The organism is Agromyces sp. NPDC057865 (genome assembly GCF_042796995.1).
GTDB lineage: Bacteria > Actinomycetota > Actinomycetes > Actinomycetales > Microbacteriaceae > Agromyces.
In genome coordinates this window covers 733,097-748,216 of the sequence record NZ_JBHVMJ010000001.1, presented here as the reverse complement: position 1 = coordinate 748,216, position 15,120 = coordinate 733,097, and the positions used below count along the sequence as shown (strand labels likewise).

Genomic DNA, 15,120 nt, shown 5'->3' with positions numbered 1-15,120 from the left:
TGTCATGGAAGCCGTGATCACCGCACTCTCGCTCCTCTTCGTGCTCGCCCTCGTCGTCGGCATGACGATCCGCGCGGTGCAGGCGCCGCGCGGGCAGCGTCTGCGCTCCGCGTTCGGGCCGATCATGGGCGCCGGCGAGACCTACCAGGAGCTGCACACGGGCCAGAAGGGCCTCCAGGACTCGGTCATCGAGTCGATCCAGGAGTCGGAGGTGCGCCCGTCGCGCACCGACGGCGACGACCGGTGAGTCCGTCCCGCCCGGCGGCGCCCGCGTCCGCGATCGCGTCGTCGCGCGCCGTGCGGGTGCGCGCCGTCATCGGTGCCGTCGCCTGCCTCGCACTCGGACTGGGGCTGCAGCTGCTCGACCGGTCGCTCGTGATCGACCTGCTCGGCAGCGCGCTCTACGTCGTGTTCGCGGGCCTGCTGGCGCTGCTGATCCGTCCGTCGCTCACCGGGCCGGCGGTCGCCCTGATCGCCGTCGCCTTCGCGACGGTGATCGAGCTGCTGCAGCTCACCGGAATCCCTGCAGCGATCGTCGACGTCGTGCCGCTCGCCCGCCTCGTGTTCGGCAGCTCGTTCGACCCGATGGACCTGGTGGCGTATCTCGTCGGGGCCGTGCTGCTGGTGCCGATCGTCGCCGTGATCCGGCGCAGGGGGAGCGCGCCGGAGGGCGGCGACGGCTCGGTGACTCAGAAGACGAGCACGCCCGCGAGGTAGCTGAGGGCCATGGTCGCCGCGCCCAGCGTGAGGGTGCGCGCCAGCGCCCGGGGCACCGACGTCCGGGCCGAGATCGCGATCAGCACGCTCGTGATCGCCAACGAGATCAGCACGGCGATGAAGACGGCCCAGGTCTCCCAGGCCGCCGGGTAGGCGAGCAGGATGGCGAGCGGCAGCGCCGAGCCGACGGCGAACGCGAGCGCGGTGGCGAGCGCGCCCAGGTAGGGGCCGGCCGCTCCCGTCCGCGCGGTGATGCCGTGCTCGGTCTCGAGCTGGGCGGCGAGCGCGTCGTGCGCGAACATCTGCTCCGCGGTCGCCCGGGCGAGGTCCCGCTCGACACCGCGTTCCTCGAAGTGCGCGGTCAGCTCGGCGAGCTCGTCGGAGGAGTCCTCGTGCAGGTCGCGCTCCTCGTCGGCGATCACGGCCCGCTCGGCGTCGCGATCGGCCGCGAGCTCGGCGTACTTCGACCCGAAACCCGCGGCGGACCCGGCGACGAGGGCCGAGATCGAGGCGACGAGCAGCGTCGAGCTCGAGGCGCCGGCGCCGGCGAAGCCCTGCAGCACGCCGGCGGTGCCGATGATACCGTCGCTCGCCGCGATGGCCAGCCCCCGGAACCCGGGCGATCGGTACCAGCCCATCTCAGGTCCCCTCGGGCGGGTGCACGAGCAGGTCGACCCGGTCGCGCAGGTAGGCGTCGAGGGGCGTGAGCGCATCGGGCTGCGCCGGGCTCCAGCGCACGCGCACGACGTCGTCGAGCAGCACGAGCGGGCCGGATGCCCCGAGCCGGCCGAGCTCGTCGAGGTCCACGGCCGGAGCATCGAAGTCCACGGTCTCACCCTCGGGTATCCCGCCCTTCACCGCCGCGGCCCGCCACGCCCGCTGCTGCGCGACCGCCTCCGCGGTGACGCTCTTGCGGGCGGCACGCTCCGCGCGCACCACGTGTCCGGTGGCGTACGCGCGACCGGACTCGTCGAGCAGGAGCACGCCCAGCCGCCACACGGGACCGATCGGCGTCATCCGGGCAGGGCGCGGCATCCCCAGCACGCGGCGGGCGGGTGCGAGCTCGGCGAGCGTCTCGCGGCGGGCTCCGCCGTCGCGCAGTGTCGCCGCGGCTCCGACCAGCAGCTCGCGGGCGCGGGCGAGGGCCGGCGCGGCATCCGGTGCCGGACCCGGTGGGCCCGCGGCATCCGTCATCGCGACCTGCCGATGAGCTCGAGCAGGGCCATGCCGTAGGCCTCGGCGACCTCGGGGTGCTCGAAGCGGCGCGGCTCGCCGCCGAGCTCGACGTCGACCGCGAACGTGTCGTCGAGGCGGGTGAGCGAGCGGAACGTGGCGCGCAGGAGCTCGCGCAGCTGGTCCTCGCGCGGCAGCCACACCGCGTCGACGAGCGCGACCGAGTCGAGCGCCCACTCGGTGGTGCCGTTGAACGCGAGGATCGTGCCCGTCGGATAGCGGCGCGCCTCGATGGTCATCTCGCTCACCGTGAAGACGTCGGCCTCGACGTCGGGCTCCACGTGCTCGGGCAGGTCGAGCTGGAACCGGTCGCCCGACTCGGGATGCCACGCCAGCCCCGCGTCGCGCAGCTCGCGCGCCAGCTCCCTCGAGATCATCCCCCCATGCTGCCGTGCTCGGGCCGCTGCGTCACGCCGGACACGGCCCCGGCCTCCAGCCTCCGGCCTCCGGCTCGGTAGGCGGGCTCAGATCGGGCGCCGGCCGGGCGCCACGCCGACGCGCACGAACTCCCCGGTCGCCGCCTCCGCGATGGCGTCGTCGACCTCGGCGAGCGGATGCGTCGCGCCCACGAGCTCGTCGAATGGCACGTTCCGCCACGCGCGCTCGAGGAACGCGACCGCCCGTCGCAGCTGCGCGCCCGTGTAGTCGTGCACCGCAGAGATCGTCACGAGCCGGCTCGTGAGCGACGCGGGGTCGAGGCAGACCTCGGACCCGGGCGGGACGTTGCCGACGAGCACGGCCATGCCGCCGACGCCGAGCGCGCCGACCGCGGTGTGCACGGACTTCGGGACCCCGGTCGTCTCGACGGCGACGAGCACCTCGGGGACGCCGCGCGCCTCGAGGGTCGCGAGCGCGGTGGCCAGCCGTTCTGGCGACGGCGGACGTGCGGCCGGGTCCGCCGTCAGCGCGCCGAACCCCCGCGCGAACGCCCGCCGGGCGGCATCCGGGTCGGACACGACCACCTGCGCGCCCGCCTCGAGCGCCATCGCCGCCGTCGTGATGCCGACGAGGCCGGCGCCCGTCACGAGCACCCCAGCGCCTGCGAGATCCACCCGAGCGGATGCCGCGTCGAGCGCGGCGAGGGCCGTCGCCGTCGCGCACGAGGCCGGCGCCAGCACCCGGCTCGGCACCTCCTCGCTGACGCGCACGACCTCGGTGCCGGCGCGGAGCTGGACGTGCGTCGCGAATCCCCCCGAGAGCTCCCAGCCCCGATGCACGCGCTCGTGGCCGTACTTCGCGAGGGAGCGGCACCGCTGCGGGAGGCCCCGCAGGCAGCGGTCGCACTCGCCGCAGCTGACGGTGACCGACCACACGACCCGGTCGCCGAGCTCGAGCGGGACGCCGTCGGAGCGCATGGCCCCCTCGCCGATCGCGACCACGCGGCCGACCTGTTCGTGGCCGAGCACGAGCGGGGTCGTGACCGGCCGCTCGCCACGCACCATGCGCACGTCGGACTCGCAGACCGTGGCGAGCTCCACCTCGACGAGCGCCTCGCCGGGCGAGAGTCGCACCCCGGGCGCCGCGATGGCGTCGTGCGGCCGGCCGGGCTCGTTCCAGACCATGGCGACGGGCGAGGGCTTCACGATGACGTCGAGGGCGCCGACGCGCTGGACGGTGTGCACTCCCGGGGGCCTAGCGACCGGCGCCGATGCCGAGCGCATCGACGAGCAGGTCGATGTCGTGCTCGTCGGCGTCGTCGATGACGTCGAACAGGTCCACGATGGTGCTGTGCCTGGACATGCAGGGCCCTCCTCACGACGACCCGTCATCGGGGCCGCTCCGCCACGCGGTGCGACCGCCCGCGATACCTTTCCCCGACGCTAGGCAGCGGTCGCCAACGACACTCGAAGCGGGGGTTGCGCGCAGGTGAACGAGTCGCGGCGGTGCGGGCCGTCGGGCGGCCGTCGGGCGGCCATCGTGCGGGTGGTCAGTCGCGGATACGGGCGGGCCCCATCGCGGCACCGAGCCCGATGACGACGATGGCCGCGAAGAGCAGTCCCCAGCGCGCGGTGAGCAGCGCGAAGAGCCCGAGGCCGGCGCCGACCACGACGACGATGCGCGCGAGCACGAGCCGCGTGCGCGGCGAGAGGCGACGGCGCTTCTGGGGCTCGAGCGTCATGAGGCGGCACCCGTCGGCACCCGGAACGGGCGACCCGTCGCCTGCTCCGCGAACGCCCACACCCTCGCGCCGATCGCCGGGTCGGAGGACACCCGCGTCGGCCGCTGCAGGGCGGGGATCCCATGCGTGAGGTACTTCGGTCCCCAGAACTGGCCGCCCTCGACGTCGGCGGCGGTCAGCGCGTGCAGCGGCACCTCGGCGCCGCGGTGCTTGCCCTGCGCCCAGGGCGTTTGGAGTGAATCGGCGAAGCGGGTGCCGCGGGTCGGCTCGTTGACGCCCGGCACCGTCGGCGTGCGGCCCGAGACGGAGTAGCCCGGATGCGCCACCACGCTCGCAACCGGCAGGCTCGCCGCGCGCAGCCGCCGATCGAGCTCGAACCCCACCGACTGCGCCGCGATCTTCGACTGGGCGTAGGCGCGCCAGCTGTCGTAGCCGCGCTCGAGCTGCAGGTCGTCGACCCGGAACGTCGAGAGCATCGTCGACAGCGAGCCGAGCCAGACGACGCGGGCATCCGTCGCGAGGTGCGGGAGCAGTCGACCGAGCAGCGTGAAGTGGCCGAGCACGTTCGTCGCGAGCACCAGCTCGTCGCCGTCAACCGACACCTGCCGTTCCTGCGGCGTGTGCACCATGCCGGCATTGGCGACGACGCCGTCGAGCGGTCCCTCCGCGAGCAGCCGGTCGGCGCCGGCGTCGACCGAGGTGAGCGACGACGTGTCGATGACGAGGGTCTCGACGGATGCCGCGGGCCGGGCGCCGAGGATGGCCGCCGACGCGGCATCCAGTCGCTCGCTGCTGCGCCCGCCGAGGACGACGTGCGCGCCGGCGGCCGCGAGCCGTGCGGCGGTGAAGAATCCGAGCCCCCGGTTCGCACCCGTGACCAGGTAACGCCGGCCGGTCTGCTGGGGCAGGGGGAGCGGGTACCGGCTCACAGGCCGTCGCCGGATGCGCCGTTGCCGGCGAGCTCCTCGTGGTGCTGGATGACCTCGGCGACCACGAAGTTGAACCACTTCTCGGCGAAGGCCGGATCGAGGTGCGCGTCGACGGCGAGCGCGCGCAGGCGGGCGATCTGCCGCTTCTCGCGCTCGGGGTCGCTCGGCGGGAGTCCGTGCTCGGCCTTCAGCCGGCCGACCTGCTGGGTGAACTTGAACCGCTCGGCGAGCAGGTGGATGAGGGCCGCGTCGATGTTGTCGATGCTCGAGCGGATGCCGAGCAGCTCGCTCATCGCCGCATCCCGTTCGTCGATGGACCCGTCAGTCATGCTTCGACCCTACCCGCGCAGCCCGCGGGTTGAGGAGGCGCGAAGCGCCGTCTCGAAACCCGCTCAACCCGCGGTTACGAGGGCGGCCCGATCGAGCACGGGCCGCGTCGCGACGAGCCCGAGCCACACGATGCCGATCCCGGCCGCGAGCACCGCCGCGATCACGAGCAGCGACGCGGGCGCGACGATGAGCGACACCCCGGTGAGCGGCAGCATCACGATCGCGGCCGTCACGGCTGAGCCGATCGCGGTGATGCGCAGCGGCGACATCACGGCACGGCGGCGCGCGGCATCCATGGTGCCCGTCGGCATGCCGAGCATGCCGAGGCTGCGGTAGAGGTCGCCGCGGTCGAGGATGCCGGCCGCCTGGTTGACGCCCACCGAGCAGGCGACCATGAGGAACGAGCCCACCACGGTGATGAGGATGCCGGTGCGGATGTCGGCGAGCAGCAGGTCCGACTCCGCGTCGGGCGATGTGCCCAAGACCTCGAGCACGGCGACCCCGGTCCCTGCGAAGACGGCCATGAAGCTCGTCATCGCGACGCCGCCGACCTGCCGCCACGCGGCCTTCGGCGACTCGAGCACCGAGCGGGCCGCGAGGAGCCGTGCCGGCGTCTTCGCACGCCGCGCCTGTCCCTTCGCGACGAGCCGGATGATCCAGGGTCCCATGAGGTTGAGCACGGCGATCGATCCGCCGAATGCCAGCGCGAGCATCCCGAGGATGACGAGCACGGACGGCGCCACCTGCAGCACCGCCATGAGGCCGAACGCGAGCGCGACGACGCCGAGTCCCACCACGAGGCGCAGCCAGTGCATGCGCGGCGCCTCCTGCCGGGTGCGCACCCCGAGCGGCGAGATGACGACCTGCCGGAGCCCGAGCACGGCGCTCACCGCGGCGAGCGTACCGATCGCGAGCGGCACGGCCACGAGCGCCCACCACGGCAGCAGCACACCGGATGCCCCGAGCGGCTGGCCGCGGAAGTGGATGAGCCCGAGCAGCGGCACGCCCGCGAGGTACACCGCGACGCCGAGCACGGCACCCACGAGCGCGAGCACCACGGACTCCAGCACGGCGAGCGCCGACACGGTCGCCGGCGTCGCCCCGAGCAGCCGGAGCGTCGCGAGCCGGTCGTCGCGGCGCCGGGCGCTGAGCCGCGCGGCCGCTCCCCCGAGCGACACGAGCGGCACCACGAGCAGCGCGAGGGCGATCACGGCGAGCGCCTGGTAGAGCACCCCGCCGTCGTCCTGCCAGGTCCAGAAGGTCTGCGCTCCCCCGAGCACCATGAGCAGCAGTGCGGTCACGATGGCGAACGCGGTGACGGGCAGCACGGATGCCGCTGCGCCCGCCGATCCCGGACGCGCCAGCAGCAGCGCGATGCGGGCGATCACGCGGGAACCCGCTCGCCGACGATCCGGCCGTCGCGCATGTCGACGATCCGCGAGCAGCGCGCCGCCACCTCGGCGTCGTGCGTCACGAGCACGAGCGTGCGCCCCTGGCCGGTCGTCGAGTCGAGCAGCGCCAGCATCACATCGGCCGAGGTGGCCGAGTCGAGCGCGCCCGTCGGCTCGTCGGCGAACACCACGGCGGCGCCCGTCACCTGCGCCCGGGCGATGGCGACGCGCTGCGCCTGCCCGCCCGAGAGCTGGCCGATGCGACGGTCCTCCATGCCGGCGAGGCCGAGGGCGGCGAGCCAGCCCCGTCCGTACTCCTCGGCGCGGGCGCGCGGCATCCCGTTGAGCATGAGTGCGAGCGCGACGTTCTCGACCGCGGTGAGCTCCGGGATGAGGAGCCCCTGCTGGAAGACGAACCCGAACGCCTCCCGTCGCAGCCGGGAACGTTCGCGCTCGCTGAGCCCCGTGATCTCCACCCGTCCGGTGCCGGTCCGGAAGCCGACGGTCCCGGCATCCGGACGGGTGATCCCCGCGAGGCAGTGCAGCAGCGTCGTCTTGCCCGAACCCGACGCGCCCATGATGGCGAGCGACTCGCCCGTGCGCACCGACAGGTCGACGCCCGCGAGTGCGCGCGTCGACCCGAACGACCTGCTGAGGCCTGCTGCCTCGATCACGTAGGTACTCATGCCATCGAGCCTGCCGGGGCGGTGCCGCTCGACGCGTCGGGCCCGAGGCTGATCTCGGGCAGCATCCGTCATCCTCCGGAATGACGTGCGGCGCGGCATCCGAGCCCCCACCCGGATGCCGCGCCGCGACCTAGTACGCCGCCGGTCAGCGCGGCGTGGCCCGCCGGATCACGAGGTAGCCGCCGACGGCGAACGCCGCGGCGAGCCCGAGGACGATCGAGAACACGCCGACGATGCCGATGCCTCCGAACCACTCGAAGATCGCCGGCCAGCTCTGGGTGAAGGTCGCGATGGCGACCCCGGCGAGGATCAGCGCGATCGCGCCGAAGGCGAGGATCAGCATCCCGCGCATCCGCCACCGCAGGTACACGGTCGTGACGCTCGCCCCGATGAAGAGCACGAAGAGCTGGAGCGCGAGCGTCGTGTAGAAGTCGACCAGCCAACCGTTCTGCCCGTACCACAGGGCATCGAACATGGAGATGTTCAGCCACCAGCCGTTCGTCGCCTTCTCAAGCTGCACGAGGGTCGCGATCGCGATGGCGTTCAGCACCGAGACGATCCCGAACATCAGGCTCGTGCCGAGCCAGAAGTCCCGTCGAGTCGCACCGAATCCGAGCGCGAACGACAGCGTCAGGCCGATGGCCTGCACGCCGACGACGACGAGATACCACTGGGGCGACAGGACGGCCCAGCTGTAGCGCATGCCCTCGGCCATCTTGTCGGTGTCGGCGCCCGCGCTCCCGGCGATGAGCCCGATGACGACCATCACCAGCCACGCGCCGCCGAGGATGATCCACGGAATGCCGAAGAACACCGACGGTGTCACCGCATGGAGGCGGACGACGCGCCAGACCTCGTTGAATCGCGAGCGCGGCTCCGTGCTGACGATCGGCTGTTCGATCACGGCGGTCATGCTGCGACCTCCTGTTCGGACGAGTCGGTGCGGAGGTCCGCTCCGGTCATGTGGACGATGAGCTGCTGGAGGGAGACTGGTGCGAGCTCGAGTCCGAGCTCGGCGGCCCGGATGCGGTCGGCCTGGTCGAGTCGGCCGTCGATGGTGACGGACGCCAAGCCGCCGATGCCTTCGCGCCCGATCACCGCCCGGTCGGCGACGAACGACTCGACCGCCGCCCGCCCGCCCGCCACCGTCGTGGCCGAACCGCGCACCTCATCGGCATCGCGGTCGAGCAGGATGCGTCCCTGGTCGATGACGATGAGGTGCTCGAGGAGGTTCGCCACCTCGTCGATCAGGTGCGTCGAGAGCAGGATCGTGCGCGGGTGCTCGGCGTAGTCCTCGAGGAGCCGGTCGTAGAAGATCTGCCGTGCGACGGCGTCCAGGCCGAGGTAGGGCTCGTCGAAGAACGTCAGCGGCGCGCGCGAGGCGAGACCGACGATCACGCCCACCGCAGAGAGTTGGCCGCGCGAGAGCTTCTTGATGTAGCGATCGAGCGGGAGTCGGAAGTCGTGCACGAGCCGCTCGGCGAACTGGGCATCCCAATTCTCGAAGAACCACGGCGCTGCCTTCAGCACGTGCGATGCGCGGAAGCTGTCGGGGTACCGCTGGGCTTCCGCGATGAAGCAGAGACGCCGCAGCACGTCGGCGTGCTCGGCCGGCGTCCGCCCGAACACCTCCAGTTCGCCGCCGTTCGGGAAGATCTGGCCGGTCAGCATTTGCATCACGGTGGTCTTGCCGGCGCCGTTCCGGCCGAGGAGACCGTAGATGCGGTTCTCCTCGAGCGTGAAGTCCACGCCGTCGACCGCCGTGAACGAGCCGTAGCGCTTGGTGAGTCCGCTGGCGCGGACCACGGTGCGGGTCATGACTGGATCCTTTCCGCGCGGAGGAGTCCCGCGAGCTCGTCGATGTCGATGCCGAGCTTCTCGGCCTCGACGATGAGGGGTCGGATGTACTGGGCGGCGAATTCGGCCCGGCGACGCTCCATCAGCCGCTCGCGGGCGCCGGCGGTCACGAACATGCCGATCCCCCGTCGCTTCTCCACGATTCCGTCGTCGACAAGGCGATTCACCCCTTTCAATGCGGTGGCCGGGTTGACCCGGAGGAAGGCCGCGAACTCGTTCGTCGAGGGGATCTGGCTGCCCTCGGGCAGCGACCCGTCGATGATGTCGTTCTCGACCTGCTCGGCGATCTGGATGAAGATCGGTCGCGATTCGTCCATTCCGGCCCATCTGGTGCGTGGTGGTACTTGGCGTGGTGCTGAACCTTGGTTGGTTCATTACTTGTGTAACTAACCAACCATCCACGCGCGCCGATGTCAAGACCCGCGGTGATCGAGGAGCCGCACGAAGCGCGACCCACCCCGGTGATCGAGTAGCGCCGCATGAAGCGCGACCCACCCCGGTGATCGAGGAGCGCCGCGCGAAGCACGACCCACCCCGGTGATCGAGGAGCGCCGCGCGAAGCGCGGCGCGTATCGAGATCCGACGTGGCCGGCGCGGCATCCGCTCGGTTCAGGCAGCCGGCGCAGCGGATGCCGCGGCGCGACGCCGCCCGAGCCGCAGGCGCCCCTGCGCGAACAGGATGCCTACGAGCACCAGGGCGCCCCCGACGGGCTCGTGCCACGAGAGCTGCTCGCCGAGCAGCAGGATGCCGAGCGCGACGCCCACGACGGGCGTGACGTACGTCACCGTCGAGACGTTGGTGGGCCCCCAGGCGCGCAGGACGTTGATGTTCCAGATGTAGGCGAGGCCGGTGCCGAGCACGCCGAGCGCGAGGAGGGACCCGACGATGGCCCAGTCGAGGTCGACCGGCTCGAGCGCGAGCCACGGCGTGAGCACGAGCATGACGACCGCCGAGACGCCGATCGAGAGGAAGGCGAACGTCGCGGGCGCGATCGGCCGCTGGCTCAGGAACCGGCGCTGGTACCCGAACGTGAACCCGTAGCAGAGCGTCGCGACGAGGCACGCGAGCTGTCCGGCCAGGCTGCCGGTGAAGCCGGCGAGCTGCCACGGCCCGATCACGACGAGCACGCCGATGATCCCGAGCCCGACGCCGAACCAGCGACTGCCCGACAGGCGCTCGACGCGGAAGACGAGCGTCGCCATGAGCGCGGTCATGATCGGCGTGGTCGCGTTGTAGATCGACGCGAGGCTCGACGACACGTACTGCTCGGCCCACGCGAAGCACAGGTACGGGATGACGCAGGTCGTCGCCGAGACGACGAGGAAGTGCGCCCACACGACGGGCTCGCGCGGCAGCACCGGGCCCGGCGTCCCGTCGACGGCGGGCATGCGCGGCCGCGTGACGAGCACGATGAGGCCGAGCGCGATCGCACCGAGCACGGTGCGCGACCAGGCGACCTGCCCGAACGAGACGCCCTCGAGCGCGACCTTCATGAACAGGAAGCTCGCACCCCACGTCACGCCCATCGCGAGGAACTGCAGCCACGCCGAGGCGGCCCCCGGTCGGCTCACGGATGCCGCGGTCGGGGCTGCTGCGGTGGTGGTGCGTTCGCTCACCGGTCGAGGTTACGTCCGAGCCGGGTGTCGCCGTCACCGTTCCGGGGGTGCGTGTCCGGAATCCGCTGAAGAACGGCAGCCGACACGAGAACGGAGAGGCTCTGGCGGCCTCTCCACTTCCAGTTTACGGCCGGGACGGGGCCTTGCCGCAAGGCCCCGGTCGTGAGGGATGATGGTCGGTCTGCCGAACCCCGGATCGGAGCCCACGTCGTGAATCCCCTGACCACCAGCGTGTTCGACCTGCCCGAACGACTCGCCCAGAAGGCCGACCCCGCACTCGTCGACGCCGACGAGGCGCACTTCGCCGCCATCGCCGAGCGACTCGAGCGAGCGATCGCCGACGTCTCCGATCGCCTCGACGCGGTGCGGCGCGAAGGCGACGGCGAGGGACAGGCGGCACTCGACCGCGACCTCGAGGTGCACCGGCTCACGGGACGCCTGCGGCTCCTCCGCCGCTTCGGGCTCGACCTCTGCCTCGGGCGGATCGTGCACGCCGACGACGCCGAGCCCGTCTACATCGGGCGCATCGGCCTCGCCGACGACACGGGCCGTCGCCTCCTCGTCGACTGGCGCTCCCCCGCCGCCGAGCCGTTCTTCGGGGCCACGCACGGCGACCCGATGGGACTCGTGAGCCGGCGGCGATACCGGTGGACCCGCGGGCGGATCAGCGACTACTGGGACGAGGTGTTCACGGCCGAGGGACTCGAGCACAACGCCGCCCTCGACGACCAGTCCGCGTTCATCGCGAGCCTCGGCAGCAGCCGGTCCGACCGCATGCGCGACGTGCTCGCCACCATCCAGGCCGACCAGGACGCGATCATCCGCGCCGGCTCCCGCGGCGCGCTCGTCGTCGACGGTGGGCCCGGCACGGGCAAGACGGTCGTCGCGCTGCACCGCGCCGCGTACCTCCTCTACGCCGATCCGCGCCTCGGCCGCCGCCGCGGCGGCGTGCTCGTCGTCGGCCCCCACCAGCCCTACCTCGACTACGTGGCCGACGAGCTCCCGGGGCTCGGGGAGGAGGGCGTGCAGACGTGCACGCTGCGCGACCTCGTGCCGGAAGGCGCGCGTGCGCTGCCCGAAGCCGATGTCCGCGCAGCGTCCTGAAGTCCTCGGCCCGCCTCGTGCAGGCGGTCGGGGCGGCGGTCGCGCACTACGAGCGGCCGCCGACGGGCGAGCTCACGATCGACACGCCGTGGGTCGACGTGGAGGTCGACGCCGACGACTGGGCGGAGGCGTTCGACGCCCCCGAGCCCGGCACGCCGCACAACGAGGCGCGCGACGAGGTCTGGGAGGACCTGCTGCGGATCCTCTGCGACAAGCACGACGACGTGTCGCCGCACCTGCTGCGCCGTTCGCTGGCGCAGAGCGAGGAGCTGAGCGGCACGTTCCGGCGGGCCTGGCCGGTGCTCGACCCGGCGGGCGTCGTCGCCGACCTCTGGTCGGTGCCCGCGTACCTGCGCCGATGCGCACCGTGGCTCGCTCCCGACGACGTCGCGGCCCTGCAGCGAGCGGACGCCCGGGCGTGGACGGTGTCGGACCTGCCGTTCCTCGACGCCGCCCGACGCCGGATCGGGGACGCCGAGGCATCCCGCGGCCGTCGACGGCGCGAAGCGGCACTCGCCGACGAACGCGAGCAGCGCGAGATGGTGCTCGAGCACCTCATCGCGGCCGACGACTCGGAGATGGCGGTCATGTCGATGCTGCGCGGGCAGGACGTGCGCAACTCGCTCGTCGACGAGGCCGCGCTGCCGGCCGCCGATCCCGACCAGCTCGCCGGTCCGTTCGCCCACGTCATCGTCGACGAGGCGCAGGAGCTGACGGATGCCGAGTGGCAGATGCTGCTCGCTCGCTCCCCGTCGCGCAGCCTCACGATCGTGGGCGACCGCGCCCAGGCCCGGCACGGGTTCACCGAGTCGTGGCGGGAGCGGCTCGAGCGGATCGGGCTCGACCGCATCGACCTCGCGACGCTGAGCATCAACTACCGCACGCCGACCGAGGTCATGGCGGAGGCCGAGCCGGTGATCCGGGCCATGCTCCCCGACGCCAACGTGCCCACGTCGATCCGGAGCACCGGCGTGCCCGTCGCGCACGGCGACGTGTCGGAGCTCGGCGCGATCATCGACGGCTGGCTCGCGGAGCACGCGGAGGGGGTCGTCTGCGTCATCAGCACGCGGGCGATCGAGGGCGGCCGGTTCCCGACGACATCGCGCGTGCGATCGCTGACGCCCGAGCTCGCGAAGGGGCTCGAGTTCGACCTCGTCGTGCTCGTCGATCCCGACGGATTCGGCACGGGCATCGAGGGCGCGGTCGACCGCTACGTCGCGATGACGCGGGCGACGCAGCGCCTCGTCATCCTGACGACCACCTGACGACTCCTGAGGAGCACATGACGGGGCGCCGCCGACGGTCCTAGGCTGGCCCGCATGACCGAACAGTTCGATGTCGTCGTCCTCGGCGCGGGTCCGGGCGGCTACGTTGCCGCGATCCGCGCCGCCCAGCTCGGCCTGAAGGTGGCCGTCGTCGAGGAGCGGTACTGGGGCGGTGTCTGCCTCAACGTGGGCTGCATCCCCTCGAAGGCGCTCCTGCGCAACGCCGAGCTCGCGCACATCTTCCACGACCAGGCCGCGACCTTCGGCATCTCGGGCGACGTGCAGTTCGACTTCGGAGTCGCGTTCGACCGCAGCCGCCAGGTGTCGGAGAAGCACGTCAAGGGCGTGCACTTCCTCATGAAGAAGAACGGGATCACGGAGTTCGACGGCCGCGGCAGCTTCCGCGACGCGAACACGCTCGACGTGCGGAAGGCCGACGGCACGGTCGAGACGATCACCTTCCGCAACGCGATCATCGCGACGGGCTCGCAGGTGCGGCTCCTGCCGGGCGTGCAGCTCTCGCAGAACGTCGTCACCTACGAGACGCAGATCCTCACGCGCGACCTGCCGCGCTCGATCGCGATCGTCGGCGCCGGCGCCATCGGCATGGAGTTCGCCTACGTACTGCGCAACTACGGCGTCGAGGTCACCGTCATCGAGTTCCTCGATCGCGCCCTCCCCAACGAGGACGTCGAGGTCTCGAAGGAGATCACGCGGCAGTACCGCAACCTCGGCGTCCCGATCCTCGCCTCGACGAAGGTCGAGACGGTCGTCGACAACGGGGCATCCGTCACCGTGTCGTACACCGGTGCAGACGGGCAGCCCGGCTCGCTCGAGGTCGACAAGGCGCTCATCTCCGTCGGCTTCGCGCCGAACGTCGAGGGCTTCGGGCTCGAGAACGCGGGCGTCCAGCTCACCGAGCGCGGCGCGATCGCCATCGACGAGCGGATGCGCACCAACGTGCCGCACATCTACGCGATCGGCGACGTCACGGCCAAGCTCATGCTCGCCCACGTCGCCGAGGCGCAGGGCGTCGTCGCGGCCGAGACCATCGGCGACGCCGAGACCCTCGAGCTCGGCGACTACCGGATGATGCCGCGCGCGACGTTCTGCTCGCCGCAGGTCGCCAGCTTCGGCCTCACCGAGCAGCAGGCCCGCGACGAGGGCTACGACGTGGTCGTCGCGAAGTTCCCGTTCACCGCGAACGGCAAGGCGAACGGCCTCGGCGACCCGGTGGGCTTCGTGAAGCTGGTCGCAGACAAGCAGTACCTCGAGCTCCTCGGCGGCCACCTCATCGGCCCGGATGTCTCGGAGCTGCTGCCCGAGCTCACACTGGCCCAGAAGTGGGATCTGGGCGCGCTCGAGCTCGCGCGCAACGTGCACACGCACCCGACGCTGTCGGAGGCGGTGCAGGAGGCGTTCCACGGGCTCACCGGCCACATGATCAACATGTAGCGACCCTCGGTCGTCGAGTAGCGCCGCCGCAGGCGACGCGTATCGAGACGCACCATCGAGTGAAGGAAGCAGGTACGGATGAACGGGTTCCTGATCGGCCTCGGCGCCCTGATGATCGTGGTCGGCGGCGTCTGGGCGCTGCAGGGGTTCGGCGTGCTGCCGGGCTCCGTCATGAGCGGAGTGGCTCTCTGGGCGATCCTCGGGCCGATCATCGCGCTCGTCGGCGTCGCCCTGCTCGCGTGGGGCATCGCGCGGCGCCGCCGTCGCACGACCGAGTAGCGCCCGGCCGGAGCCCCACGCCTCGGCGCATGGTGAGGGGGGCGGATGCTCGCGGCATCCGCCCCCCTCACTGCTATCCACACGGCATGGGCAGGCATTCCCGCCGCGTCGATGGCTGTCCGGCGGCCGGTCCCCCGA

The 15,120-nt window shown here is 72.2% G+C and carries 17 protein-coding genes and 1 pseudogene; 5 read left to right on the top strand and 13 right to left on the bottom strand.

Annotation, left to right across the window (positions count from 1 at the left end):
- The first annotated feature begins 4 nt into the window (after positions 1-4).
- Both ACFVN5_RS03470 and ACFVN5_RS03465 read left to right on the top strand, forming a co-directional pair.
- On the top strand, positions 5-247 hold the full coding sequence (locus ACFVN5_RS03470) for a hypothetical protein (protein WP_376953244.1): 243 nt from the start codon (positions 5-7) through the stop codon (positions 245-247).
- The gene (locus tag ACFVN5_RS03465) at positions 244-717 is read left to right on the top strand and encodes a DUF2809 domain-containing protein (RefSeq protein ID WP_376953243.1); all 474 of its coding nucleotides are present in this window, start codon (positions 244-246) and stop codon (positions 715-717) included. The genes ACFVN5_RS03470 and ACFVN5_RS03465 overlap by 4 nt, the downstream gene beginning before the upstream one ends.
- Here the strand turns inward: ACFVN5_RS03465 and ACFVN5_RS03460 are convergent.
- The 13 genes from ACFVN5_RS03460 to ACFVN5_RS03400 all read right to left on the bottom strand — a co-directional run bounded on the left by ACFVN5_RS03460 (position 690) and on the right by ACFVN5_RS03400 (position 10,879).
- Positions 690-1,355, bottom strand: coding sequence for a VIT1/CCC1 transporter family protein (locus tag ACFVN5_RS03460; RefSeq protein ID WP_376953241.1), 666 nt, complete (start codon positions 1,353-1,355; stop codon positions 690-692). The genes ACFVN5_RS03465 and ACFVN5_RS03460 overlap by 28 nt on opposite strands.
- A 1-nt stretch (position 1,356) precedes the next feature.
- Complete coding sequence (locus ACFVN5_RS03455; protein ID WP_376953239.1) at positions 1,357-1,911, bottom strand: hypothetical protein; 555 nt, start codon at positions 1,909-1,911, stop codon at positions 1,357-1,359.
- Positions 1,908-2,327 (bottom strand): pilus assembly protein CpaE, encoded by a 420-nt coding sequence (locus ACFVN5_RS03450; protein ID WP_376953238.1) that lies wholly within the window; start codon positions 2,325-2,327, stop codon positions 1,908-1,910. The genes ACFVN5_RS03455 and ACFVN5_RS03450 overlap by 4 nt, the downstream gene beginning before the upstream one ends.
- 87 nt (positions 2,328-2,414) lie before the next feature.
- Entirely contained in the window at positions 2,415-3,572 is a 1,158-nt protein-coding gene (locus ACFVN5_RS03445; RefSeq protein ID WP_376953237.1) for an alcohol dehydrogenase catalytic domain-containing protein, read from the bottom strand.
- 305 nt (positions 3,573-3,877) lie between these two features.
- Positions 3,878-4,069: a hypothetical protein gene (locus ACFVN5_RS03440; protein ID WP_376953236.1), complete on the bottom strand. Its 192-nt coding sequence runs from the start codon at positions 4,067-4,069 to the stop codon at positions 3,878-3,880.
- A complete protein-coding gene (locus ACFVN5_RS03435) occupies positions 4,066-4,998 on the bottom strand; it encodes an SDR family NAD(P)-dependent oxidoreductase (RefSeq protein ID WP_376953235.1) in 933 nt (310 codons plus the stop codon). Before ACFVN5_RS03435 ends, ACFVN5_RS03440 begins: the two co-directional genes overlap by 4 nt.
- Positions 4,995-5,327 (bottom strand): chorismate mutase, encoded by a 333-nt coding sequence (locus ACFVN5_RS03430; RefSeq protein ID WP_376953234.1) that lies wholly within the window; start codon positions 5,325-5,327, stop codon positions 4,995-4,997. The genes ACFVN5_RS03435 and ACFVN5_RS03430 overlap by 4 nt, the downstream gene beginning before the upstream one ends.
- Before the next feature lie 63 nt (positions 5,328-5,390).
- Positions 5,391-6,716: an FtsX-like permease family protein gene (locus tag ACFVN5_RS03425; RefSeq protein ID WP_376953232.1), complete on the bottom strand. Its 1,326-nt coding sequence runs from the start codon at positions 6,714-6,716 to the stop codon at positions 5,391-5,393.
- Entirely contained in the window at positions 6,713-7,405 is a 693-nt protein-coding gene (locus tag ACFVN5_RS03420) for an ABC transporter ATP-binding protein (protein ID WP_376953231.1), read from the bottom strand. The genes ACFVN5_RS03425 and ACFVN5_RS03420 overlap by 4 nt, the downstream gene beginning before the upstream one ends.
- 145 nt (positions 7,406-7,550) lie before the next feature.
- Complete coding sequence (locus ACFVN5_RS03415) at positions 7,551-8,318, bottom strand: hypothetical protein (protein ID WP_376953230.1); 768 nt, start codon at positions 8,316-8,318, stop codon at positions 7,551-7,553.
- The gene (locus ACFVN5_RS03410; RefSeq protein ID WP_376953229.1) at positions 8,315-9,223 is read right to left on the bottom strand and encodes an ABC transporter ATP-binding protein; all 909 of its coding nucleotides are present in this window, start codon (positions 9,221-9,223) and stop codon (positions 8,315-8,317) included. Before ACFVN5_RS03410 ends, ACFVN5_RS03415 begins: the two co-directional genes overlap by 4 nt.
- Entirely contained in the window at positions 9,220-9,579 is a 360-nt protein-coding gene (locus ACFVN5_RS03405; RefSeq protein ID WP_376953228.1) for a GntR family transcriptional regulator, read from the bottom strand. Before ACFVN5_RS03405 ends, ACFVN5_RS03410 begins: the two co-directional genes overlap by 4 nt.
- A gap of 292 nt (positions 9,580-9,871) precedes the next feature.
- The gene (locus ACFVN5_RS03400) at positions 9,872-10,879 is read right to left on the bottom strand and encodes a DMT family transporter (RefSeq protein ID WP_376953226.1); all 1,008 of its coding nucleotides are present in this window, start codon (positions 10,877-10,879) and stop codon (positions 9,872-9,874) included.
- Positions 10,880-11,089: 210 nt separating this feature from the next.
- Here ACFVN5_RS03400 and helR point away from each other — a divergent pair.
- From helR to ACFVN5_RS03385, 3 genes and pseudogenes are all read left to right on the top strand, one after another.
- Positions 11,090-13,248 (top strand): annotated as a pseudogene (gene helR / locus ACFVN5_RS03395) (RNA polymerase recycling motor ATPase HelR).
- Between the two features lie 54 nt (positions 13,249-13,302).
- A complete protein-coding gene (gene lpdA / locus ACFVN5_RS03390) occupies positions 13,303-14,703 on the top strand; it encodes a dihydrolipoyl dehydrogenase (protein WP_376953224.1) in 1,401 nt (466 codons plus the stop codon).
- 78 nt (positions 14,704-14,781) lie between these two features.
- Positions 14,782-14,982, top strand: a complete 201-nt coding sequence (locus tag ACFVN5_RS03385) for a hypothetical protein (RefSeq protein WP_376953223.1) — start codon at positions 14,782-14,784, stop codon at positions 14,980-14,982.
- Positions 14,983-15,120: the final 138 nt, after the last annotated feature.